This is a genomic window from Vibrio maritimus (assembly GCF_021441885.1).
Lineage (GTDB): Bacteria > Pseudomonadota > Gammaproteobacteria > Enterobacterales > Vibrionaceae > Vibrio > Vibrio maritimus_B.
In genome coordinates this window covers 2,370,905-2,393,927 of sequence record NZ_CP090438.1, presented here as the reverse complement: position 1 = coordinate 2,393,927, position 23,023 = coordinate 2,370,905, and the positions used below count along the sequence as shown (strand labels likewise).

At 46.1% G+C, this 23,023-nt stretch carries 21 protein-coding genes and 1 riboswitch; of the genes, 14 read left to right on the top strand and 7 right to left on the bottom strand.

All coding sequences use genetic code 11. The features are described 5' to 3' along the window. Positions 1–25 precede the first annotated feature (25 nt). The 4 genes from lolA (at position 26) to LY387_RS10845 (ending at position 3,890) form a co-directional block, all read left to right on the top strand. Positions 26–637 carry an outer membrane lipoprotein chaperone LolA gene (lolA, locus tag LY387_RS10860; RefSeq protein WP_234494112.1) on the top strand — a complete coding sequence of 204 codons (612 nt, stop codon included), beginning with the start codon at positions 26–28 and terminating at the stop codon, positions 635–637. Positions 638–667: 30 nt separating this feature from the next. Next, positions 668–2,017 (top strand): replication-associated recombination protein A, encoded by a 1,350-nt coding sequence (locus tag LY387_RS10855; protein ID WP_234494111.1) that lies wholly within the window; start codon positions 668–670, stop codon positions 2,015–2,017. Between the two features lie 103 nt (positions 2,018–2,120). Then, positions 2,121–3,428: a serine--tRNA ligase gene (gene serS, locus LY387_RS10850; RefSeq protein WP_234494110.1), complete on the top strand. Its 1,308-nt coding sequence runs from the start codon at positions 2,121–2,123 to the stop codon at positions 3,426–3,428. Positions 3,429–3,623: 195 nt separating this feature from the next. Next, complete coding sequence (locus LY387_RS10845) at positions 3,624–3,890, top strand: DksA/TraR family C4-type zinc finger protein (protein WP_234494109.1); 267 nt, start codon at positions 3,624–3,626, stop codon at positions 3,888–3,890. A 57-nt stretch (positions 3,891–3,947) separates the two neighbouring features. On the opposite strand, the gene bioA is transcribed toward LY387_RS10845, so the two are convergent. Next, complete coding sequence (gene bioA, locus LY387_RS10840) at positions 3,948–5,225, bottom strand: adenosylmethionine--8-amino-7-oxononanoate transaminase (protein WP_234494108.1); 1,278 nt, start codon at positions 5,223–5,225, stop codon at positions 3,948–3,950. Between the two features lie 120 nt (positions 5,226–5,345). Here bioA and bioB point away from each other — a divergent pair, with 120 nt between their 5' ends. The 7 genes from bioB (at position 5,346) to LY387_RS10805 (ending at position 13,198) form a co-directional block, all read left to right on the top strand. Beyond that, positions 5,346–6,398: a biotin synthase BioB gene (gene bioB / locus LY387_RS10835; RefSeq protein WP_042474355.1), complete on the top strand. Its 1,053-nt coding sequence runs from the start codon at positions 5,346–5,348 to the stop codon at positions 6,396–6,398. Next, on the top strand, positions 6,382–7,536 hold the full coding sequence (locus LY387_RS10830) for an 8-amino-7-oxononanoate synthase (protein WP_234494107.1): 1,155 nt from the start codon (positions 6,382–6,384) through the stop codon (positions 7,534–7,536). Before bioB ends, LY387_RS10830 begins: the two co-directional genes overlap by 17 nt. After that, complete coding sequence (gene bioC, locus LY387_RS10825; RefSeq protein WP_234494106.1) at positions 7,537–8,340, top strand: malonyl-ACP O-methyltransferase BioC; 804 nt, start codon at positions 7,537–7,539, stop codon at positions 8,338–8,340. Then, entirely contained in the window at positions 8,337–9,014 is a 678-nt protein-coding gene (gene bioD, locus LY387_RS10820; RefSeq protein WP_042474361.1) for a dethiobiotin synthase, read from the top strand. Before bioC ends, bioD begins: the two co-directional genes overlap by 4 nt. Before the next feature lie 559 nt (positions 9,015–9,573). After that, positions 9,574–10,791, top strand: a complete 1,218-nt coding sequence (gene glgC, locus LY387_RS10815) for a glucose-1-phosphate adenylyltransferase (protein WP_128649868.1) — start codon at positions 9,574–9,576, stop codon at positions 10,789–10,791. Position 10,792: 1 nt separating this feature from the next. Then, positions 10,793–12,250 carry a glycogen synthase GlgA gene (gene glgA, locus LY387_RS10810; RefSeq protein WP_234494105.1) on the top strand — a complete coding sequence of 486 codons (1,458 nt, stop codon included), beginning with the start codon at positions 10,793–10,795 and terminating at the stop codon, positions 12,248–12,250. Between the two features lie 150 nt (positions 12,251–12,400). Continuing rightward, positions 12,401–13,198 (top strand): alpha/beta fold hydrolase, encoded by a 798-nt coding sequence (locus LY387_RS10805; protein ID WP_234494104.1) that lies wholly within the window; start codon positions 12,401–12,403, stop codon positions 13,196–13,198. Here LY387_RS10805 and LY387_RS10800 read toward each other — a convergent pair. From LY387_RS10800 to torD, 5 genes are all read right to left on the bottom strand, one after another. After that, positions 13,179–13,511 carry a DUF2007 domain-containing protein gene (locus LY387_RS10800; RefSeq protein WP_234494103.1) on the bottom strand — a complete coding sequence of 111 codons (333 nt, stop codon included), beginning with the start codon at positions 13,509–13,511 and terminating at the stop codon, positions 13,179–13,181. The genes LY387_RS10805 and LY387_RS10800 overlap by 20 nt on opposite strands. Beyond that, on the bottom strand, positions 13,512–14,195 hold the full coding sequence (locus LY387_RS10795; protein ID WP_234494102.1) for a TVP38/TMEM64 family protein: 684 nt from the start codon (positions 14,193–14,195) through the stop codon (positions 13,512–13,514). It abuts the gene before it with no gap. A gap of 118 nt (positions 14,196–14,313) precedes the next feature. Beyond that, entirely contained in the window at positions 14,314–14,904 is a 591-nt protein-coding gene (locus tag LY387_RS10790) for a TfoX/Sxy family DNA transformation protein (protein WP_128649870.1), read from the bottom strand. Between the two features lie 117 nt (positions 14,905–15,021). After that, positions 15,022–15,110, bottom strand: a riboswitch (cyclic di-GMP riboswitch). A 179-nt stretch (positions 15,111–15,289) separates the two neighbouring features. Next, complete coding sequence (gene purR, locus LY387_RS10785; protein ID WP_234494101.1) at positions 15,290–16,294, bottom strand: HTH-type transcriptional repressor PurR; 1,005 nt, start codon at positions 16,292–16,294, stop codon at positions 15,290–15,292. 337 nt (positions 16,295–16,631) lie between these two features. After that, entirely contained in the window at positions 16,632–17,285 is a 654-nt protein-coding gene (gene torD, locus LY387_RS10780; protein ID WP_234494100.1) for a molecular chaperone TorD, read from the bottom strand. Between the two features lie 281 nt (positions 17,286–17,566). On the opposite strand from torD, the gene torR reads away from it, so the two are divergent. After that, positions 17,567–18,277, top strand: a complete 711-nt coding sequence (gene torR / locus LY387_RS10775) for a two-component system response regulator TorR (protein ID WP_042474375.1) — start codon at positions 17,567–17,569, stop codon at positions 18,275–18,277. A gap of 274 nt (positions 18,278–18,551) precedes the next feature. Further along, on the top strand, positions 18,552–21,122 hold the full coding sequence (locus LY387_RS10770) for an Ig-like domain-containing protein (protein WP_234494099.1): 2,571 nt from the start codon (positions 18,552–18,554) through the stop codon (positions 21,120–21,122). A 71-nt stretch (positions 21,123–21,193) separates the two neighbouring features. Here the strand turns inward: LY387_RS10770 and elyC are convergent, their stop codons facing one another. Next, on the bottom strand, positions 21,194–22,123 hold the full coding sequence (gene elyC / locus LY387_RS10765; protein ID WP_234494098.1) for an envelope biogenesis factor ElyC: 930 nt from the start codon (positions 22,121–22,123) through the stop codon (positions 21,194–21,196). Positions 22,124–22,237: 114 nt separating this feature from the next. Here elyC and cmoM point away from each other — a divergent pair, with 114 nt between their 5' ends. Beyond that, the gene (cmoM, locus tag LY387_RS10760; protein WP_234494097.1) at positions 22,238–23,020 is read left to right on the top strand and encodes a tRNA uridine 5-oxyacetic acid(34) methyltransferase CmoM; all 783 of its coding nucleotides are present in this window, start codon (positions 22,238–22,240) and stop codon (positions 23,018–23,020) included. Positions 23,021–23,023 lie beyond the last annotated feature (3 nt).

Below are 23,023 nucleotides of genomic sequence, written 5' to 3'. Positions count from 1 at the left end.
GCCTTAAGAGGTAAGAGGAAATCAAATGAAGAAATGGGTTAATGCAGCGATGTTAACTGTAACCGCAATGAGTTTTTCAGCTCTTGCAACGCCGCAACAGGAGCTTAGTGAGAGGCTTCAACTAAATGATGGTTTTAGCGCTACCTTTACTCAGGAAGTGACCAGCCCAGACGGGGATGTGGTGATGGAAGGAGAAGGCAATGTTGAGATCTCACGCCCAAGCATGTTTCGCTGGGTGACAACCTTGCCAGATGAAAATGTCTTAGTCTCGGATGGGCAAAATCTATGGTATTACAGCCCGTTCATCGAGCAGGTTAGTATCTACAACCAAGAGCAAGCCACCGAGCAGACGCCATTTGTTTTGCTGACGCGTAATCGTGCCAGTGATTGGGACAACTACAGCGTGAACCAAAAAGGCGATGTCTTCACATTGGTCCCAACAGCCGTAGACTCAACCCAAGGTCAGTTTCAAATTAATATCGATAGCAAAGGCATCGTTCACGGCTTCAATGTGATTGAGCAAGACGGTCAAAAGGGCACCTTTGTGTTCGATAACATTAAAGTCGGCAAACCCGCTTCAGACCGATTTACGTTTGTCATTCCTGATGGTGTTGAGATCGATGACCAGCGCAACTAAGTCGTTAACAAGTGTCGTTAGGACGTTATTGTGAGTAATTTCAGTTTTGACTTTTCAGGGGACGAAGATTTTCGTCCCCTTGCTGCTAGAATGCGCCCAGAAACGGTTGAACAGTACATTGGTCAGCAACATATTCTAGGCGTGGGTAAACCTTTAAGACGGGCGTTAGAGGCAGGGCAACTGCATTCAATGATCTTATGGGGACCGCCTGGTACGGGTAAGACGACCTTGGCAGAAGTCGCCGCGAATTATGCGAACGCTGAAGTCGAAAGGGTGTCCGCGGTTACCTCTGGCGTTAAAGAAATCCGTGCTGCGATAGAGCGAGCTCGCGAAAACAAGCTTGCGGGTAAGCGCACAATTCTGTTTGTCGACGAGGTACATCGCTTTAACAAAAGCCAGCAAGATGCCTTCTTACCGCATATTGAGGATGGCACGGTTACCTTTATTGGTGCGACGACAGAGAACCCTTCATTTGAACTCAACAACGCACTGCTTTCTCGCGCAAGGGTGTATAAACTCACCTCTCTCGATACCTCAGATATTCTGCTTGTCCTTGAACAAGCTAAAAACGATGAACAGCGAGGCTTAGGCGGTGTCGCTGCGACCTTCCATGACAATGTACTCGAGCGCCTTGCTGAGTTGGTCAATGGCGATGCAAGGATGTCGTTGAACTACCTTGAACTGCTCTACGACATGGCAGAAGAAAACGAGGCTGGTGAGAAAGACATTACGTTGCCATTACTTGCTGAAGTCGCTGGAGAGAAAGTTAATCGCTTCGATAACAAAGGTGACATCTGGTACGACCTAATTTCTGCGGTTCACAAGTCGATTCGTGGCTCAAACCCTGATGCAGCATTGTATTGGTCAGCACGAATGATAGCAGCAGGCTGCGACCCTTTGTATATCGCGAGGCGGTTATTGGCGATAGCGTCAGAAGATGTTGGCAATGCGGATCCAAGAGCAATGCAAGTTGCTTTGTCAGCGTGGGACTGTTTCACTCGAGTGGGTCCTGCTGAAGGTGAGCGCGCTATCGCACAAGCGATTGTCTACCTTGCGTGTGCACCAAAGAGCAATGCAGTTTACACGGCGTGGAAGCAAGCGCTGCGAGATGCTCACAATCTCCCAGAGTATGAAGTGCCACCTCATTTGAGAAACGCCCCTACGTCCTTGATGAAAGATATGGGGTATGGCGCTGAGTATCGCTATGCCCATGATGAGCCGGGAGCGTACGCGGCCGGAGAGCGTTATCTGCCACCCGAAATGACAGGAACTCGCTACTACGAGCCGACAAATCGCGGGCTCGAAACCAAAATTGGCGAAAAGTTAGATTATCTGGCGGATTTAGACGCAAAAAGCCCACAAAAGCGCTATGAAAAGTAGTGGCTTTTCGTTATCTTTACTCGGTTAACAAATCAATATCTGTCCTTGGTTAGGAAATGACCAGGGACAGAGTTCTTCACAACTATAAAGCATAGGATTGGCAATGCTGGATTCTAAATTACTTCGTACAGAGCTGGATGAAACAGCTGAAAAATTAGCACGTCGCGGCTTCAAGCTAGACGTAGAAACTATCGGTAAACTTGAAGAGCAACGTAAGTCGATTCAAGTAGAAGTTGAGAATTTACAATCCACGCGTAACTCCATTTCTAAGCAGATCGGCCAGAAGATGGCTGCCGGCGACAAAGAAGGCGCTGAAGAGATCAAAAAGCAGATCGGTACGCTAGGTAGCGATCTTGAAGCGAAGAAAGAAGAGCTAGCAGCGGTAATGGCTCAGCTTGAAGACATCACGCTTTCTGTTCCTAACTTGCCAGCGGACGATGTACCACAAGGTAAAGACGAAAACGACAACGTAGAGATTTCTCGTTGGGGCGAGCCTAAAACTTATGACTTCGAGGTTAAGGACCATGTTGACCTTGGTGAAATGGGCGACGGTCTAGATTTCGCTAGCGCGACTAAGATCACGGGTGCGCGTTTCATCGTTATGAAAGGTCAGTTCGCTCGTCTACACCGTGCGATCGCACAGTTCATGCTTGATCTTCACACTGAAGAGCACGGCTATACTGAGCTGTACGTACCTTACCTAGTTAACTCTGACAGCCTATTTGGTACAGGTCAGCTACCTAAGTTCGGTAAAGATCTATTCCACACAGAGCCACTGACAGAAAAAGCAAGCGATGAAGAGCCACGTAAACTGTCTCTTATCCCTACTGCTGAAGTGCCAGTGACTAACCTTGTTCGTGACACTATCTCTGAAGAGGCAGACCTGCCACTTAAGATGACGGCTCAAACCCCATGTTTCCGTTCAGAAGCGGGTTCTTACGGTCGTGATACGCGTGGTCTTATCCGTATGCACCAGTTTGATAAGGTTGAGCTTGTTCAGATCACTAAGCCAGAAGATTCAATGGACGCACTAGAAGAGCTAACAGGTCATGCTGAGAAAGTTCTTCAGTTGCTAGAGCTTCCATACCGAAAAGTCGTACTTTGTACTGGTGACATGGGCTTCGGTGCTCGTAAGACTTACGACCTTGAGGTCTGGGTTCCAGCACAAGAGACATACCGTGAGATCTCTTCTTGCTCAAATATGTGGGACTTCCAAGCTCGTCGTATGCAAGCACGTTTCCGTCGTAAAGGTGAGAAGAAGCCTGAGCTTGTTCACACGCTAAACGGTTCTGGTCTTGCAGTGGGCCGTACTATGGTCGCTATTCTTGAGAACAATCAAGAGGCTGATGGTCGTATTGCAATTCCAACAGCACTTCAGAAGTACATGGGTGGCGCAACACACATCGGCTAATGATTGCTGCTAACGGTTCTAAAAGCTCGGCGATGCCGAGCTTTTTTTTGTCCTGAGTATCTGGTTGTATAGATTATTACTTATTGGTAATAGTCTTTCTGTTTTTGGTGTGATTATCGAACTCGCCTAAACGTCTATAATTTGCCCTCTACCGCGGAGAGTATTTGTTTCTCAACATAATGAGGAGGGGATGTAATGGCAGTAGGTTGGGCAAATGACGATAGCGTCAGCCAGCAGATTCAAAATACCATTGAAGATGAAATCTCTAGAGTTCGAAGCCTATCAATGCAAGGTGTGAGCGCTGAGTTTTGTGATGAATGTGACGAGCCAATTCCACTAGCTAGGAGAGCCGCCATCAAGGGCGTAAGACTTTGTGTTGAGTGCCAGTCGAGTCATGAACATGAAAGCCAGCGCTTAGCGCTATTCAATCGTCGTGGCAGCAAAGACAGTCAGCTTCGATAAGTGCAAAAAAGCGGTTGCATCAACAACCGCTTTCCGCATCAACAACCGCTTTCCACATCAACTAAAGCAGCTTTCATTATCGAGAGCCGTCTCGATAGCCCTAACCAGTTTCTCAATATGTTCGGGTTGGCTAATGTATGGCGGCATCATGTAGATGAGTTTGCCAAATGGGCGGATCCAAACGCCTTGTTCGACAAAGTGCTTTTGGATAGTTTCCATGTTAACCGCGGTATGCGTTTCTACCACACCGATTGCGCCTAACCAGCGTACATCTTTCACGTTGGAAAAGCGGGTTAACTTCGGAAGGAGTTCTGAAAACAGCGACTCTATGCTTGTTACCTGTGACTGCCAATCACCACTCGCCACAATATCCAAACTGGCACTTGCAACGGCACAGGCTAGTGGATTACCCATAAAGGTTGGTCCATGCATAAAACAACCCGCCTCGCCACCACAAACAGTGTCTGCGACGTGCTTGCTGGTTAATGTTGCCGACAATGTCATGTAGCCACCTGTTAAGGCTTTGCCGACGCACATGATATCAGGCTGGACTTGTGCATGTTCGCAGGCAAATAGCTTGCCGGTGCGACCAAAACCCGTGGCGATTTCGTCAAGAATAAGCAGCACACCGTATTGATCACACAGCTCTCTCACGCGCTTTAGAAAATTCGGGTGGTATAGACGCATTCCTCCTGCGCCTTGGACGATCGGTTCGAGGATGACGGCAGCAACCTCTGAATGATGGGCTGCAATCTTATTTTTGAAGTCATCGATGTCACTTTCATTCCACTCATCCCAAAACCCAACCTTTGGTGATGCCGCGAAGATATGCTCTGGCAAAAAGCCCTTGTAAAGACTGTGCATCGAGTTATTTGGGTCAGTCACTGACATTGCCGCAAAGGTATCGCCATGATAGCCGTGGCTCAGCGTTAGAAACTTAGGTCGACGCTCCCCACGAGCATGCCAGTATTGCAGCGCCATTTTTAACGAGACTTCAACCGCCACTGAGCCTGAATCGGCGAGAAAAATATGCTCCATATTGCTTGGCGCTAACTCAAGCAGCTTTTTGCTCACATCAATCGCTGGCTGGTGGGTGATGCCACCGAACATGACATGAGACATTTTTTCACTCTGAGATTGGAGTGCCTCGTTGAGCTTAGGGTGGTTGTACCCGTGGATGGTAGACCACCATGATGACATGCCATCTACCAGCTCTGAGCCGTTTTCTAGAGTAAGGTGGACTCCTCTTGCAGAGACGACAGGGTAACAGCTAAGCGGGTTGAGAGTAGAAGTGTAGGGATGCCAAATGTGGTTTCGGTCGAAATCTAAATCCATGAAATACAGTCGCTCAAAAAATAAACAAGTGTAAACTTGTGCTTGTGGTCGGTGTTGACAGTGTATCGCTTGTCGGTACACTAGCCAAGACTAAAAACAATGAGAGCAAAGGAATTAACTGTGGAAGTACGACACGATTGGACGCATGCCGAAGTGCAAGAGCTGATGAACAAGCCTTTTATGGATCTATTGTTCGAGGCGCAAACCGTACACCGCCAACATCAGCAAACCAACCATGTTCAAGTTAGCACCCTGTTATCTATCAAAACGGGTGCCTGCCCTGAAGATTGTAAGTACTGTCCACAGAGTGCGCGCTACAAAACGGACGTTGAAGCAGAGCGTCTGATGGAGGTGGAGCGTGTTCTAGATGCGGCTCAAAAAGCCAAGAATGCAGGTTCAACACGTTTTTGTATGGGTGCAGCGTGGAAGAACCCAAAAGAGCGCGACATGCCTTTGCTGACCGACATGATTAAGGGTGTTAAAGAGATGGGGCTAGAGACCTGCATGACGCTAGGTATGCTAACGCCTGAGCAAGCAACACACCTTGCCGATGCGGGTCTTGATTACTACAACCACAATCTTGATACCTCTCCAGAGTTCTACGGCAATATTATTACCACCCGTACTTACCAAGATAGACTGGACACATTGAGCCATGTTCGTGACGCAGGCATGAAAATCTGCTCAGGTGGCATTATCGGTATGGGTGAAAGTGCCAATGACCGAGCTGGCTTGTTGATGGAGCTTGCTAACCTTCCGGTTCAGCCTGAGAGTGTGCCTATCAATATGCTTGTCAAAGTTAAAGGCACACCACTAGAAGAAGTCGATGATGTTGAGCCTTTTGATTTTATCCGTCTCATTGCCATCGCTCGAATCATGATGCCTAAATCTGCGGTGCGACTGTCTGCCGGACGCGAGAATATGAACGAACAAATGCAGGCGCTGTGTTTCATGGCCGGTGCTAACTCAGTGTTCTATGGCTGCAAGCTTCTCACCACACCTAACCCGGATGAAGATAAAGATCTTCAGCTGTTTAAGAAACTCGGCATCAACCGAGAAGAAACCTCGCAAAAACCGGATGAGGTGCATGAAAACGATCTTCTAGATCAGGTGGTAAGCCGAGTGGCAGCGCGCCCGACGAAAGACGATATGTTTTATGACGCTAGCGTTTAACCAGCGAATCCGCCAAGCACTCGTTGATAGAAAGCAGAGCGATCTTTTTCGCTCTGTGCAGACGTTGGAAGGGGGAAATCAACCGGTTTTCCAAAACAATGGTCAGCGTTTTCATAACTTCTCTTCCAATGATTACCTTGGTTTGGCATCGAGTGATGAGCTTAAATCCTGCTATCAGCAAGCGGTCAGTGATCTTGGAGTGGGTAGTGGAGCGTCTCCTTTAGTGACTGGCTACTCCAACCAACACCACAGCCTAGAGTTAGCGCTGACGGAGTGGCTTGGCTATGAGGGAGCCCTGTTTTTCTCTTCAGGTTTTGCGGCGAATCAAGCCGCTGTCTTCGCGCTGCTCAAAAAGGGTGACTTACTGATTCAAGATAGGCTGAACCATGCATCACTGATGGAAGCAGGAGCGCTTTGTGATGCTGACATGAAGCGCTACCGCCATTGTGATAATGACCACCTTGCAACTCTATTGCAAACGGACAAGCCGAAGATGGCGGTTACTGAGAGTGTGTTTAGCATGGATGGTGATATTGCCGATCTAGACACTTTTATTTCTGCGTGCCAACAAGCGGGTGCTCTATCTATGATCGATGATGCGCATGGAGTTGGTGTGATCGGTGAGCAGGGAAATGGCGCAATAGGCAGTACAGCTCAGCGCGCGGATATTCTTGTGGTAACGTTTGGAAAAGCGTTTGGACTCAATGGGGCTGCTATCTTGTGCTCTAACGAGATGAAAGAGTATCTCACCCAATTTGCCCGCCACTATGTCTACTCGACTGCGTTCTCTGCGGCTCACGCTGTGGCAATCACGAAAGCGATCGAGATGATTCAAACCCAACATTGGCGCCGTGAAAAGCTCAGTGAGTTGGGCACTGTGTATGACGAAGTTCTGCAGAGTGCTCCTGGTTATATCTCAACTCAAACGCCAATAAAACCGTGGCTTGTTGGTGGTGAGGAGCATGTGCTTAGGTTGTGCAACGCGTTGAAACAAGACCAGATTTGGACGACAGCCATTCGCCCTCCTACGGTACCTAAAGGATCGGCGCGACTGCGAATTACATTATCCGCGGCACATGACATTGAGGCTGTAGAGCAGCTAGCCACCAGTTTAAAACGACATTCGGAGGGATGCTAAATGTCTGAGGTATTAGCAAATCTTACGGATCATCAGACCAATAAGGTAGCAATATCAGAATCGTTTGGCCGGGCTGCAAAACAGTACGACCAACATGCTGAGCTGCAACGCCGAGTCGCAGACCGTTTATTGGCGTTATTACCCAGTGATTTAAAAGGCTATCGCATTCTCGATCTAGGTTGCGGTACGGGTTATTGTTCGCAAGTCCTATTAGAGCGGGGAGCCAAGTTGGTGTGCGCTGACTTATCGAGCGAGATGCTCAGTGTAGCGAAAAGTCGCTGTGGTAGTGAAAACGTCAGTTATCAAGTCGCAGATGCTGAAGCTCTTCCATTTGAAAACAGTACGTTTGATATTGTGATATCGAGCTTAGCGCTGCAGTGGTGCAATGACTTAGCCGTGCCGCTAAGGGAAATGAAGCGCGTGACAAAACCCGGCGGTAGAGTGCATTTTTCTACCTTGCTCGATGGCTCACTGGAGGAGCTAAAGCGGTCGTGGAGCAAAATTGATGCATATCAACATGTCAACGACTTTACCTCGCTCAATCAGGTAAAAATTGCGTTAGCGCAATCTGAGTGCATCAACCATCAACTAGACTTGCCGAAAATAGTTATGTGGTATGAGACTGCTTTTGGTTTGATGAAAGACCTAAAAGGAATTGGTGCGACTCATGTAGAAGGTCGTTCCAAAGGGTGTACCAGCCGACGCTCATTGAAGAAGCTTGAGCTGGAATACAAGAGGTACGAAAACCAGAACGGCTTACTACCAGCCAGTTATCAAATTTGTTTAGGGTCAGTTGCATTATGATGAAAGCACTATTTATTGCAGGTACGGATACTGAAGTTGGGAAAACCGTTGTATCAAAAGCGATATTAAGTGCTGTTGGTGCACAAGGAAAAAAGACCATAGGTTATAAGCCTGTAGCTGCAGGCAGTGAGAAAACTTCCGAAGGTTGGCGTAACTCGGACGCATTGCATTTGCAAGCAGCAGCAAACCAGGAAGTTGATTATGATCTCGTTAACCCGTATGCGTTATCTTTGCCAGCGTCCCCTCATATCGCGGCAATAGCGGATAACGTAGAGGTCAAATACGACGTTCTCTCCAATTTACTTGAGCAACACAAACAGAACAGTGATTTTGTATTGGTCGAAGGTGCAGGTGGTTGGCGAGTACCAGTATCAAAAGATGATTGCCTTTCTACTTGGGTGAAACAAGAAAAGTTACCTGTCGTTCTCGTCGTGGGTATTAAGCTTGGTTGTTTGAGTCATGCGATGTTGACGGCGGAAGCGATTAAGGCAGATGGTCTTGAGCTTGTTGGTTGGGTAGCTAACCGCGTCAATCCGGGCGTCGAGCATTACGCTGAGATCATCGAAATGCTGGAAGGCGCGATAGACGCTCCAAAGCTTGGTGAGGTGCCTTACGTCCCAGGCTGCAAGAAACGAGACCTAGGCAAGTACATTAACCTTGATGTAATTAGTTAACCCTTTCGTAACACAAAACACGTCAAATTAAAAAAGCCTCTTGTGGTGAATTATCACGCAAGAGGCTTTTTGTTTTTCTCTCATACAGAATTTATGAACTCCGGTTGCATTTTTAACCAAATGAAACACTTTTTGTTCCAAATAACTGGTCGTATCACTTTACGTGTCTGATTTACTTCGAGTTTTATGAATTTTGCCCGTTTGGTGAATTTAATGTTAACTATATGTGTTGAATGGGTAATCTCGGTATGGCATTCTGTGATCAATAACACGAGTTTAAATGCAATTGGGTTCAATGCTTAATATTGAGTGATCATGCATTGTAATCTCGTTTCAAAACGATAATTTAGAGAAAAACCATACGAAAGTTATGGAACATTTGAGGCTGAAAAATAAACAAAATAGAGCCTCTCAAACGACTTATATACAAGATTCAACGTTTGAATGTCCGGTGTAGTTATCGACATTGTCATCCGTTAATAACGAAGCTAGATACCCCCCAAATAAATACATTTAGTGTCTAGCAACATGGAAAGCTGTAATAAAAACGGAGTAATCAATGGCTGGTGTTTTAGGAATGATCCTTGCTGGAGGCGAAGGTTCTCGCCTACGTCCTCTTACGGAATCTCGCAGTAAGCCTGCAGTCCCTTTTGGAGGAAGCTATCGCCTTATAGACTTCGCACTTAATAATTTTATTAATGCGGACTTGATGCGAATTTACGTTCTTACCCAATTTAAATCTCAATCCCTGTATCAGCATATGCGCAAAGGTTGGAACCTGACGGGCATCACTGACCGATTTATTGACCCAATCCCAGCTCAGATGCGCGACGGTAAACGTTGGTACGAAGGCACCGCTGATGCTATCTACCAAAACGTTCGCTTTGTCGAACTTGCCAACCCTGAGCATGTTTGTATCTTTGGTTCTGACCATATCTACAAGATGGATATCCGTCAGATGTTAGACTTCCACAAACGTCGTGAGGCGAAACTTACGGTTTCTGCGCTGCGTATGCCGTTGGCAGAAGCATCAGAGTTTGGTGTTATCGAGGTCGATGAAAACGGCAAAATGATTGGTTTTGAAGAGAAACCAGAGAACCCGAAATCGATTCCTGGTCACCCTGATATGGCACTGGTGTCTATGGGTAACTACATCTTTGAAGCAGAAAGTTTATGCAAAGAGCTCCGTCTTGATGCTGAGAATGAAAACTCGAGCCATGATTTTGGTAAAGACATTATTCCTAAGATGTTCCCTGAAGGTGGCGTTTATGTTTATGATTTCTCTACCAATAAAATCAGCGGCGAGAAGGATACAACGTACTGGCGTGATGTAGGTACTATCGACTCGTACTGGGCTGCTCACATGGATCTGCTTCATGAAGACCCTGAGTTCTCACTGTACAACCGCAAATGGCCACTGCATACGTATTACCCACCATTGCCACCTGCTACCTTTGTGGATGCTGAGCACGAAAAGATCAAAGTTACCGACAGCTTAATTGCTGGTGGTAGTTACGTACGTGGATCATCAATCTTCAAATCAGTACTCGGATTCAGAAGTAACATTGCTGCTGGTTCTATTGTGAGTGAATCTGTTATTCTAGGAGACGTTAAGATTGGTGCGGGTTGTACAATCAAGCGCGCAATCATTGACAAGAATGTTGAAATTGCCCCTGGAACTGTGATCGGTGAAGATCTAGAACTCGACGCGAAGCGTTTCCATGTGTCTCCAGGTGGCATCGTTGTCATCAAAAAAGGGACAAAAGTTGGATTCTAGAATGAGAAACATAGACGTATGGTTTCCAGTTTCAGAAGTTCAGGGACTTATTAAAAGTGGAGGCTTGGCAGATGTTGCCAAGGCTCTGCCGAAAGCTCTGCAAGAACTTGGCAAGGACGTAGCCATCACTCTGCCAGGCTACCAAAAATTACCAAACAAGGATCAGTATGAGTTCGTGCTAGCCACTGAGCTAGAGCATTGGCCTCATACACCTTATCAAGTCAAGAAAACCCATCTCGATGGTGTCGAAGTCTACGTCATTGAATGTGACCGTTACTTTGACCGTCCAGAACTGTATGCAGAACACAACCGAGCGTACGCTGATAATGGCGAGCGCTTTGGATTTTTCGCAGCAGCCAGTCTGGATGTGTTACCAAAGCTAGGCATTAAGCCTGCAATTGTTCACGCGAATGATTGGCACACAGGTCTTATCCCATTCTTGCTTAAGACTCGTTACGCTGAAGATGAGCGTTTTCATGGTACTAAGTCAGTACTGACAGTGCACAACGCGATTTTCAAAGGGATTTTCTCTTACAGTCAGTTAGAGATTATTCCTGAGCTTCATCTCTCTGGGATGGAGTTTCTACAGTACGGTGACGGCTGGGTAAGTACATTGCGAGCGGGTATTGCTTTTGCAGATAAGATCAATGCAGTGAGCCCGAACTATGCCGCTGAGCTGGTGACACCGTTAGGCTCACATGGCTTGGTTGATGATTTCGTTCATCGTGCCAAAGATCTCCATGGCATCGTTAATGGATGCGATTACTCAGAGTGGAACCCAAGCCATGATGAGTATTTGCCTGAGCATTACAACGATGACTTAGAAAGCATGCTAGCGGGTAAACTCGCATCAAAAACAGCGCTACAAAAAGAGCTCGGCCTACCAGAGCGTGAAGTGCCGATGATTGGCATGGTTTGTCGCTTGACGCACCAAAAAGGTTTTCACTACATCCTTCCTATTTTGGATAAGTTCCTAAAGAATGACGTTCAAGTCGTCATTATTGGTACGGGTGAGCCGCAAATTGCTTCTCATCTTAATGATCTGGCGGAAGAGTTCTCTGATAAGTTGGCGTTTGTCGAAGCTTACAGCAATCGCTTTGCTCATCTGGTAGAAGCAGGGTCAGACTTCTTCCTTATGCCTTCTGAGTTTGAAGCGTGTGGTTTGAACCAAATTTATAGTATGGCTTATGGTACTTTACCAATTGTGCGTAAAGTCGGCGGCTTGAAAGACACGGTTATTGATTTTGATGATGACCCTAACAATGCGACTGGATTTGGTTTTGTTGAACCTTGCCATGACGCCTTGTTAATTGTCCTGCAACGCGCACTGCTATTCTATCTGCAACACCCTGAGCAGATGCATGAAATGCAGCTTCGCTCAATGCGAAAAGACTTCAGTTGGACTGAGTCAGCCAAAGAGTACGTCAAGATGTACGACCTGGCGCTCGAGGCAAACTAGAGCAAACACTGAAAAGCGGCGTTATGCCGCTTTTTTTTATAATCGACTACACTTGTAAATCATTTTTACCAAAATTCCTGTTAGTTTTTGTCCGTAAAACGGCGAATTATGGTAACGTAACGCCCACATACATCACGAAACTTGAGAACTATGTCAGAGAGCTTGCTATTCCATAAAACTTATCAGCACCCAACGAGTAATGAGTGGGTGGTATTCGTACATGGGGCAGGCGGAAGCTCAAACATATGGTTTAAACAGATTCGAGCTTACCGAGAGCACTTTAACCTGCTGTTTATTGATCTGCGCGGTCACGGTAAGTCAAACCAACTCCTTAAAGACATTATGTCGAACAAGTACACCTTTAAAGAGGTGACGCTGGATATCGTCAAAGTACTTGATCATCTTAAGATTCAGTCAGCTCATTTTGTCGGTATGTCTTTGGGAACGATTATTGTGCGCAATATTGCCGAGTTGGCACACTCTAGAGTTCGTTCCATGGTCTTAGGTGGTGCAGTCACTCGCTTTAATACTCGATCGCAAATTCTGGTGAAAATTGGCAACTGGAGTAAGCACATTATCCCTTATATGTGGCTTTACAGCTTGTTTGCGTACATTGTTATGCCGCAAAAAGGCCAAAAAGAATCAAGGCTGCTATTCGTCCGTGAAGCGAAAAAATTGTGCCAAAAAGAGTTTAAGCGTTGGTATCGTCTAACGACAGAAGTGAACCCTCTCAACCGCTACTTTAAAGACCGAGAGTTGCCGATTCCGACTTTGTATCTGATGGGTGATAAAGACTATATGTTTATTAAGCCAGTCAAAGAGATGGTGGCTGAACATAAGTCCAGCCGTCTATTAGAGATCAAAGATTGTGGTCATGTGTGCAATGTTGAGCGTCCAGAAGAGTTCAATAAGCACTCAATAGATTTCATTAAGTCTGTGGCATCGTAGCTGTTTGTGGCGTCTGACAGTTCCAGCAGACGCCAAATTGCGCTTCGTTAGTCTCATGGCAAGCTGGACATACCCACGGCACGTTACCGCTTTTCTCAGCCTGTTTTTGCCAATCTTGAATGACAGCTCGTGCCATCATTTCTTGCTCTTTGTTGAAAAGCCAAACGTAGGGTAGTGAATTTTCGTCAAACGGTACTTCCCCTCGTAACCCGAAAACACCTTCGCCTCGTACTTCACACTCGATACCTTCAGCCATCAACTGCTGTTGGACAATATGTGTTTCTGGTGGGTTATTGCCTACAAATATCTTCATCTATTCCTGTACCTGTGGCGAGCGAGAGATTTTTCCCATAATCCATTTAGCAATAAGTGGGAACAAACCGAGTAGGGCAAATGATGCCAACACGGTAGGGGAAACAATACCGGATAGACTGTCAATATTCGCTAGCTGAGTACCCGCATTGAGGTAGACTGCAGTTCCTGGCAACATACCCAGTTGACTCACCAAGTAATATTTAGAGACTCGAATTGGCGTGAGACCCATTAATAAGTTAATCAAGAAAAATGGGAACACAGGAATGAGTCTTAGAGAAAATAGATAGAAAGCACCGTCTTTTTCGACACCTTTATTGATCGTCTCAAGTTTCGAACCGAACTTACTTTGTACCCAATCGCGAAGTAGGAAGCGACTGCTCAAGAATGCCAATGTAGCGCCTATGGTACTCGCAAATGAAACAAGCAGTAAACTAGTCCAAAAGCCAAACAGTGCTGCGCCAAGTAAGGTAACCACGGCAGCGCCTGGAACAGAGAATGCAGTAATCGCTATGTAAGCGAAGAAATAGGTGAGGGCAGCAGCCACAAAGTTCTCATTGATGTATTCACTCAGTGCTACTTGCTGTACTTTTGCGTTTTCTAGTGTGAGATGTTGACCAAAGTTGATGCCCAAATAAATGACGACAGCAACCAAAACCAATCCTAGTATCAGCTTCTTGCTCATGACGATATCCTTTTGATGACTCAGTATTAGTGTAGTAGAAAGGCTGAGTATGTTTTTCCTTTCAACTAATACAAAAAAATCAGCCATAAGGCTGATTTTTTCTCGAGATGACCGTAACTTAATTAATTAAGCTAGCCAGTTCGTCTCTTTTAGTCTGAGGAATCACAGACCAATGAGTACCATTTATCGCACCTTCAAGAGCCCATAAAAGCTCTAAACCTACGGTACTTGAATGGGTTCTCTGAATGGCCTTGAAAGCCTCAACCGAACCATGATCCTGAAGTTCAACCACTGATTCAATGCCTGCTTTTTTGAGCATGCGCTCAGTGGCAAGGCGAAGATTCGGAAGGTCTTTCAGGCGATTAGGTTTCGCTTCGGATTGTTGCTCTTTCTCAGTTTTCGCGAACTCGAGTGCCTGTTTAGCGTGATCGAGAATACCTTCTTGATCTTGCCAACAGTCTTCAGGTAACGCGAAGTACTTAGTAACAACGGGAAATCCACGCTTTTTATAAACATAAGGCTTGTAACCCAGTTTTTTGAAGGTGGATACGGTCTGACGGTTAGTTCTGATATGTAATTTGTTATTCACTGCTAAGGCAAACATCGTATCATCTACGAAGATGCCAAATCCCCCAAACATGGAGCGAGACTTTACTCTTCCAAGCTGAGCGAATAATTGCATTGAATTTTTTAGTATAGGATTATCCATGCTTTATTCTTTTCTCGGTGTTATTGATTGTGTCACCAGAATCAGGTCCGAGAGTATAGCAATCAGGTGTCAGAGCTCTGTTAGGCATATGCCATAACTGAGTCTTCTCCCCTTGCCATCGGCAACCCCGCTACCTATCAATTAAAAATTGGTTTAGGCCGGAGGCTTTGCGTCCCACCCTTTCAGATGGTTTGCCCTGTGCGTGACTTCATTAGAATAAATGAAAACGACATAAGCCTATGATTACTCAGTTGCAAAAATGTGATGTTGGTTCAAATAATGGTGGGTTATTTGTGCTTGAGGGTGCGTAAAAAACTAACAATCGAGAGAAGAAAACTTGAATGGGGTTCAAAAAAAAGTGCCTGGAAAGGCACTTTTGTCAGCATTATGTAAGGCTTTTGACAGAGTCTCGTTCAACAATCTCTGGGTGCATTTCGAAAATGCGCTTTTCATGACCTTTATCTTTGATTCGTTCTAATAGAATCTCAAACGCGTTTTTACCGACACGACGTTTAGGTTGGTGAACCGTGGTTAGAGGTGGCGAGAAGTACTCAGCCAGCTCGATATTATCGTAACCAATGACAGAGATGTCCTCAGGTACGCGCACACCCAGTTGTTGTAGGCGACTCATCAGGCCAAACGCCATGGTGTCGTTGAAACAGAAGATAGCGGTAGGTCGGTCTTCCATTGCAGCAATACGGTTAGCTGCGATAACCGCTGTATCGCATTCGAAGTTGCCTTCAAGAATACGATCGTCTTTCATCTCGATACCTGCCTCAGCAAGGGCACGTTTGTAACCGATGATACGCTCTTGGCACACGGCTTTCTCCAAGTGACCGCTTAGACAAGCAATATCAGTGTGACCTTTTTCAATCAGGAACTTCGTTGCGAGATAACCGCCTTCTTCGGAGTTATCGATGATCTTGTCCGCTTGTGAGCTTTCTGGGCCCCAGTCCATGATAACTTTAGGAATGTCGGCGTGACGATCAAGCATCTCTAGCAGCTCTTCGGTAAGATCAGAGCACATCACGAGGATGCCATCCACGCGTTTCTCTGCCAGCATGCGAATGTAATCGCGTTGCTTTTCATACACACCACCAGTGTTACATAGGATCAGCGTGTAGCCTTGGCGGTAGCAGTAGCTCTCAACACCATCGATAACCTCAGAAAAGAACAGGTTAGTTGATTGAGTCACTAACATACCAATGGTTTTCGTTGAGTTACATTTTAAGCTACGTGCAACGGCGCTTGGTGCGTAGTTGAGTTCGTCGACCGCCGCCATCACTTTTTCTTGAGTTGCTTCAGCAACAAAGCGAGTCTTATTAATAACGTGGGATACTGTGGTCGTTGAAACGCCTGCAAGGCGGGCGACATCTTTAATAGTTGCCATAGTGATATCCTATTAGTCGCGGCTTGATAATTAACGTTGGTACCGCTTCAAGTATAGTGGTCTTTGCAAACATATAACGCTATGTTGTTGTAAACATAGTATTTGGCTGCGAAAACCGAAAGTTGCATGCAAGCCACGGCGAAAAAAGCTCAGAGCGTAGATTTCAACAGGTGTTTTTGGACACAAGTCCGCGTTGAATGCCAAGGGCATTTGCATTTAAACGGCGGATTGTAGACTTAGGTTTGGGCGCTGGCAATGACTTATCCAATAAATTTATAACTAAAGCGCAAATTAATTCTCACAGATGTGATGCAAATGATTTGCGCTTTAAGGTTGGCTAGCCTTGCTCACCCTCTAGGTAGGTGTAGTCAAGTTGGCAGAATGCTTCGAGTAGTTTAGCGGCAGAGGCATAAAACCCAAACTCGTCGTTGGTTTGGCATTTCGCAACAAACTGAGGTAGCCATGTCATCAAGTAGTTCTTGATGAACTCTGCTTGCTCGTGCAGCGCATCGTTCATATGTGCTTCCGCTTCAAGCTCATTGGAGCGAATGATTAAGTTGCCTAGAAAATCTAGCTCGATCGCGAGGTGATCCGCTGGCTCATTTAAGTCCTTATTCACTGCCACACTGTGCTTAGCTAACAGGTCAGCCATATCCTGTGCAGGTTGATCATTTAAAAGACCAGACTTACCAATATACATAGAGGCATAAGGCAATGCGCCATGCTTGTCCGACTTTAAAAATAGATCGCAAAAATCGGCAGAAAGCTCTAATTGTGCGTCTTCTCTGACTTGAAGGCGGTTCAAGGACTCTGTAAAGACCTGAATGGGTTCTTTTAGGGAAGGGTTTTCTCCTAAGCCAGATAAGAAAGAGCGAATTTCAGGGCTATGGTATTTGTTGAGTTCATCATCAGTGAGCTCGGCAGCGAATAGGCTTGAAAGCCACCAATAGATTTCTGCGCGTTGCTCATTAAATGCTTTGATTTCTTGCATTTGAATAATCTCCAAAAATGATAACTCTATTTTAGCCAATAAAGATGAATAGCAATAACTTGTTGTGTGAAAAATTGAGTTAACTTATGAAAAAATAAGACAAAAATTAATTTCTTTAAGGGTAAGTTAACACGAGTATTCGTTGCATATGAGACGCAATCGTTTTGGTTGTTTTGAATCAAAAAATAGTAAGGTTTCCATGCCTATGAGGGGATGTAGACTAGAATTGTGAATGTTTATGAATAGAATGTCCCTGTCATGACAAGATTGAGAAACCACAGATGAAATATCACGTTTTGGTTGTAGAAGATGACGTAGTCACTCGCAGTAAGCTGGCTGGCTACTTCGAAAATGAAGGCTACTTGGTTAGCGAAGCTGAAGATGGTCAGACGATGCGTCAGGTGCTGGAAGAATCCAGTATCGATCTCGTTATGTTAGATATTAACCTCCCTGGTGAAGATGGTTTGATGCTGACAAGAGAGTTAAGAAGTCAGTCAGACATTGGAATCATTTTGGTGACCGGTCGCACCGATAGTATTGACCGTATTGTTGGCCTTGAGATGGGTGCAGACGACTATGTCACTAAGCCGTTTGAGCTACGTGAACTGTTAGTGCGAGTAAAAAACCTATTGTGGCGTATTTCACTAGCGCGCAAACAGCCAGTACTTGAAGAGTCAGTGCAAAACGAGCATGTGGTTCACTTTGGTGAATGGACGTTCGATAAGCAGCGTCGTTCACTGACGAATAATGGCGACCCTGTAAAACTGACCAAGGCTGAATATGAATTGTTAGTTGCACTCTCAACGTATCCAAATCAAGTTCTGAGCCGTGAGCGTATCCTCAATATGATCAGTCATCGAGTTGATGCGCCGAACGATAGAACCATTGATGTTCTTATCCGTCGCATGCGTGCCAAGATGGAATCAGATCCAAAGAATCCACAGATATTTATCACTGTCCATGGCGAGGGCTACATGTTTGCTGGTGATTAAAGTCGGCTAGCGTGTAGTGATAGAAAATGCTCCAGTTGTCTCTTTGATAGCTGGAGCTTTTTTATGGGAGCAATGTAGAGATACTTGGTCGTTGTATATGCAACTTGTAACTATTTTTGTTAACTGACTCGCGTGAGAAGTCGGTGCTTTCTGAGTCGGAAAAAGACTCTATAAACCTGAGCTAGTTTGAAAGTGGCGTCGTTTCCGTTGAACTGCCTCTATTGGGCAGCATTGATTGGCAACGACATTCTTTGGTTCAACAAAAGGATTTTCCATGACCAAGCTACAATTAGGCTCTATTCCAATATTTAAACGGTCAGTGAATTTGTCGCTGATGCTTACCTCGAGTTTACTGTTTTCTGCACCAAGCTTGGCAGTACAGTGTGACAGTTTTCCTATTTGGGACGACGGCACAAGTTACAACGGTGGCGCTCAAGTTCAATGGCAATCATCGGCGTACCAAGCGAACTGGTGGAACCTGAACGCTAACCCTGTTAACCACTCCGAACCTTATCAAGAATGGTCATTAATAGGGGCCTGTGATGCTGGTGGCACAAACGCTGCTCCCTCAGTGACGATTACTTCTCCAGCCTCCAACGCACAGTTAGCCTCAGGAAACCAAGTCACCTTCTCTGCATTGGCCGAAGACAGTGATGGGGAAGTTCGAGAGGTGATATTTGAGCTGCAAGGGGCGCAACTGGCAGTGCTGTCGAGCGCTCCTTACCAAGTAACTTGGTTGACGGAAAGTGGCAATTATGAACTGGTAGTGACAGCCATTGATGATAAAGGTGCGTCGACACAATCGGCTCAGACATTCTCAGTCGTAGACGCATCTAATCAACCACCTGTTGTTACCTTGACCAGTTCGAAGACTCAAGTTTCGGTAGGAGATAGTGTCCAGTTTACCGCAGAGCCCTCAGACTCGGATGGTACCATTAGCAAGGTTGAATTTAGTGTCAATGGTGCACTAGAAAAGTCTGTGACCGTCGCTCCTTGGGTCATGGATTGGATATCAACCGCTGCGGGCAGCTATACGATACAAGCCGTTGCGACAGACGATAAAGGCGCGACGTCCCAGTCGCAAGTTATCACGGTTGAAGCCATAGCATCGGCAGGAGGTAAATGCTCAGGTGCGACAAACTATATCGCTGGCAGTAGCTACGCAACCGGGCAGAATGTGGTCAACAATGGCGAGCTCTATCAGTGTCTTGTTGGCGGCTGGTGTTCATCTGACTCGGCATGGGCTTATGAGCCTGGCGTTGGACAGTACTGGCAAGATGCCTGGAGTGGACAGGGTGCCTGTGCGACAGCACCAAATATTGAACTTATTTCACCGGTAGAAGGCGAAACGGTTCTATTAGGAAGTGATGTCACTATCCTTGCGAATATTGAGGATCTAGATGGAACAGTTGCCGATGCTGAGGCATTCGTGAATGGTACGTCAATAGGCTTAGTGACGGCATCACCTTATCAATGGACGTGGAATGCGGTGGGACAGGGCTCTGTAGATTTACAGGTCATTGCTACTGACAATGAAGGTAACAGCAATCAGTTAAACACAAGGGTATCAGTGACTGATCAACCTATGGTCGCTACGATTACTTCTCCTTCTTCTGGCGATGTCGTCGCGATTGGCAAAGCTGTGACTGTGAATGCGAATGTCAGCTCCCTGCAGAGTGAGGTGGCTAAGGTTGAACTCTACGCGAATGGTCTTTTGGTCAGCGGTGACACCACAGCGCCGTATCAGTTCTCTTGGACGCCAACGACCATAGGGAACTATCAATTGAGTGTCATCAGCACGGATCTGCAAGGGAATACGGTGACGTCTGCTAGCGTTGGCGTGTCGGCAAAATCTGTAGTCCAACCGAAACATAAGCTCATCGGCTACTGGCACAACTTTGTCAATGGTGCGGGCTGTCCAATCCCACTTAACCAAATGTCGAAAGACTGGGACATTATCGACATTGCTTTTGCTGACAATGATCGTAACAGTAATGGTACGGTGCATTTTAATCTCTACAATGGTGACATCTACTCGAGCTGTGCGCCGATAGATCCCGTTCAGTTCAAACAAGACATCAAAGACTTGCAAACGGAAGGTAAGATTATCGTTCTGTCGCTTGGTGGCGCTGAAGGTACGATAACACTGAACACAGACGCGGATGAAACAGCGTTTGTCTCGAGCTTGTCCGAGATCATCAATGAGTGGGGGTTTGATGGATTGGATGTTGATTACGAAAGCGGCTCAAATCTCGTCCACGGCAGTCAAATCCAAGCGCGCTTGCCGCGTGCACTACAAGCTATCGAAGCGAGAACGGGCGGCGACATGTACCTTACCATGGCACCGGAACATCCGTATGTGCAAGGCGGAATGGTCGCTTACTCAGGCATTTGGGGCGCTTATATTCCCCTTATCGATCAATTAAGGGATACCTTAGATCTTTTGCATGTGCAGTTATACAACAATGGTGGGCTGGCCAATCCTTATACAACGGGCGCTGCGCCAGAGGGTTCTGTTGACATGATGGTGGCGGCATCACGTATGCTTACTGAGGGATTTGAGTTAGCTGACGGCAGTCGATTTATGCCACTGCGTGATGATCAAGTCGCCATTGGATTACCTTCAGGTCCAAGCTCAGCGAACTCGGGGCAGGCTCCGATTGCTAACATCGAAGACGCACTGGATTGTATGATCTCCCTAAGTCGTTGTGGCTCAGTCGTACCTACTCAAGCATCACCAAAGTTTGGCGGAGTGATGACATGGTCGATCAATTGGGATCAGCATGATGGCTTTAATTTTTCTGTTCCAGTGAAAGCAAAGCTTAACCAGCTAAATGCCAATTAGTAGGCTTCATAGCAAAAGACCTCATCAAAGGATGAGGTCTTTTTTGCCCGGTTTGGTTAGCACCTGATGGTTTAGTTGGCACCAGAGATCGTCGCATCGGCTTCAGAGACAGCAGACGTGTCATCTTGCGTTTCCTGAGGCGCGAGCTGCTGTTCTAACTCATCTTGCTCCAGTTGTGTAGGTTCTACACTTTCAGGATCGAATTCAGATACAGAAAATGTCAAATCACGAATGCTTTCGTTTGCCACCCAATCTCGTAATCTCTGCCAAACTAATCCCATGGTCTCGTGCCAGTAGCGCTCTGTTTGCTCTAAGTAGCGAGCTTGCGGTGCGTAGCGTTGCCAAGCTTGTTCAACATTTTCTTGGGCCAGGAAGTTAGTAGGCGCAGGGTAGGGCTTGAGACCCGCTGCTTCAAACTCGTACATCGCGCGTTGCATATGGCTTGCGGAGGTAACCAACACCATTTTTTTACTTTGCACGAAGGCAGACGCTTGTCTGGCTTCTTCCCATGTGTCTTTAGCAGACTCTAGCAAGACGATGTCTGGTTTAGATACGCCCAATGCCAGTGCCACTTTGGCCATTACGCGAGCATGGCTTACGTCTGTCCCGCCCGCATAGCCAGATAGAATGAGCTTACTACCTGGATACATGCGCATCACACGAATACCTTCGCTTAGGCGCATGAGAGAAGTACGTGATAGTTCTGAAGTTGGCGGAATATCGTCATCCACAACGTGACCGCCACCAAGAACCATAACGTAGTCAATGGATTCATTAATTGGTAAGAAGGCACTGTATTGACGCTCCAATGGCATCAACAGGCGACTTGAAAGCGGCTGGAATGCGATAAGAAATGTCCCACACAATGATACGAGAACCATCAGGCTTCCAAACTTACGCCTAGTGGTAAACATAATAAGGAGCAATCCCAAGAAACCTAGGATTAGCATAGCGGGCAAAGGCATTAGTAATGCAGACACCAGCTTTTTCAGCTCAAACATAGAATAATAGTCCGAAAAAACACCACTTAACGCTAAAAAAGGGAGTTGCCCCTTTATTCCTGTCACTTATATGACAGAATAGCTGTACGACTGGTTATCTTAACTCAATAAACCGTGATGCAAGACCGTAATTTCGACGATATCGCCCACAAATTTGCAAAAAATATTTACGGCTCAGAGAAGGGTGAAATCCGCCAAACCATTGTTTGGGAAGATTTAACCCAGGCTCTCGCCGAACTGGATGATACTAAAAAAACACTCAAAGTATTAGATGCAGGTGGTGGATTAGGTCAGGTTTCACAGCGCATCGCTGAGCGTGGACACCATATCACCTTATGTGACCTGTCTTCTGAAATGCTGAAATTAGCTAAAGCAGAGGTTGAAAAAAACGGGTTACTCTCGCAATATCGCTGGATCCACAGTCCAGTGCAAGATATTGCAGAGCATATGGAACAAGAGGTTGACTTGACCCTGTTTCATGCGGTGATGGAGTGGCTGGCTGAACCGAGACCAGCGCTAGAGGCGGTATTACAGCAAGTGAAACCTGGCGGTATCGCTTCTGTCATGTTTTACAATCATCATGGATTGGTATTTAAGAACGTCATTTGTGGCAACATTCCTCACGTGTTAGATGGGATGCCACATAGAAAAAGATTCAAGCTCCAGCCCCAGAAAGGGTTGAAGCCAGAGGACGTGTATCAGTGGATTGAAGAAGCTGGGTTTGAAATATGTGGCAAATCTGGCATTCGTTCATTCAGTGATTACATTGGCAATATGCAATACATGGGAGATTACACAGCGGAGGATGTTCTGAAACTTGAACAACAGCTGTGTCGCCAAGAGCCTTATCTCTCCATGGGTCGATACATACATGTATGGGCTAGGAAAAAACAATAACAG

Coding starts and splice junctions, on each gene's coding strand:
- glgA (WP_234494105.1), top strand. CDS start 10,793: ATGAGAAACATAGACGTATGGTTTCCAGTTTCAGAAGTTCAGGGACTT.
- bioC (WP_234494106.1), top strand. CDS start 7,537: ATGTCTGAGGTATTAGCAAATCTTACGGATCATCAGACCAATAAGGTA.
- purR (WP_234494101.1), bottom strand. CDS start 16,294: ATGGCAACTATTAAAGATGTCGCCCGCCTTGCAGGCGTTTCAACGACC.
- LY387_RS10800 (WP_234494103.1), bottom strand. CDS start 13,511: ATGAAGATATTTGTAGGCAATAACCCACCAGAAACACATATTGTCCAA.
- lolA (WP_234494112.1), top strand. CDS start 26: ATGAAGAAATGGGTTAATGCAGCGATGTTAACTGTAACCGCAATGAGT.
- torR (WP_042474375.1), top strand. CDS start 17,567: ATGAAATATCACGTTTTGGTTGTAGAAGATGACGTAGTCACTCGCAGT.
- LY387_RS10830 (WP_234494107.1), top strand. CDS start 6,382: ATGACGCTAGCGTTTAACCAGCGAATCCGCCAAGCACTCGTTGATAGA.
- bioD (WP_042474361.1), top strand. CDS start 8,337: ATGATGAAAGCACTATTTATTGCAGGTACGGATACTGAAGTTGGGAAA.
- LY387_RS10790 (WP_128649870.1), bottom strand. CDS start 14,904: ATGGATAATCCTATACTAAAAAATTCAATGCAATTATTCGCTCAGCTT.
- LY387_RS10805 (WP_234494104.1), top strand. CDS start 12,401: ATGTCAGAGAGCTTGCTATTCCATAAAACTTATCAGCACCCAACGAGT.
- LY387_RS10770 (WP_234494099.1), top strand. CDS start 18,552: ATGACCAAGCTACAATTAGGCTCTATTCCAATATTTAAACGGTCAGTG.
- glgC (WP_128649868.1), top strand. CDS start 9,574: ATGGCTGGTGTTTTAGGAATGATCCTTGCTGGAGGCGAAGGTTCTCGC.
- elyC (WP_234494098.1), bottom strand. CDS start 22,123: ATGTTTGAGCTGAAAAAGCTGGTGTCTGCATTACTAATGCCTTTGCCC.
- bioA (WP_234494108.1), bottom strand. CDS start 5,225: ATGGATTTAGATTTCGACCGAAACCACATTTGGCATCCCTACACTTCT.
- serS (WP_234494110.1), top strand. CDS start 2,121: ATGCTGGATTCTAAATTACTTCGTACAGAGCTGGATGAAACAGCTGAA.
- torD (WP_234494100.1), bottom strand. CDS start 17,285: ATGCAAGAAATCAAAGCATTTAATGAGCAACGCGCAGAAATCTATTGG.
- LY387_RS10795 (WP_234494102.1), bottom strand. CDS start 14,195: ATGAGCAAGAAGCTGATACTAGGATTGGTTTTGGTTGCTGTCGTCATT.
- LY387_RS10845 (WP_234494109.1), top strand. CDS start 3,624: ATGGCAGTAGGTTGGGCAAATGACGATAGCGTCAGCCAGCAGATTCAA.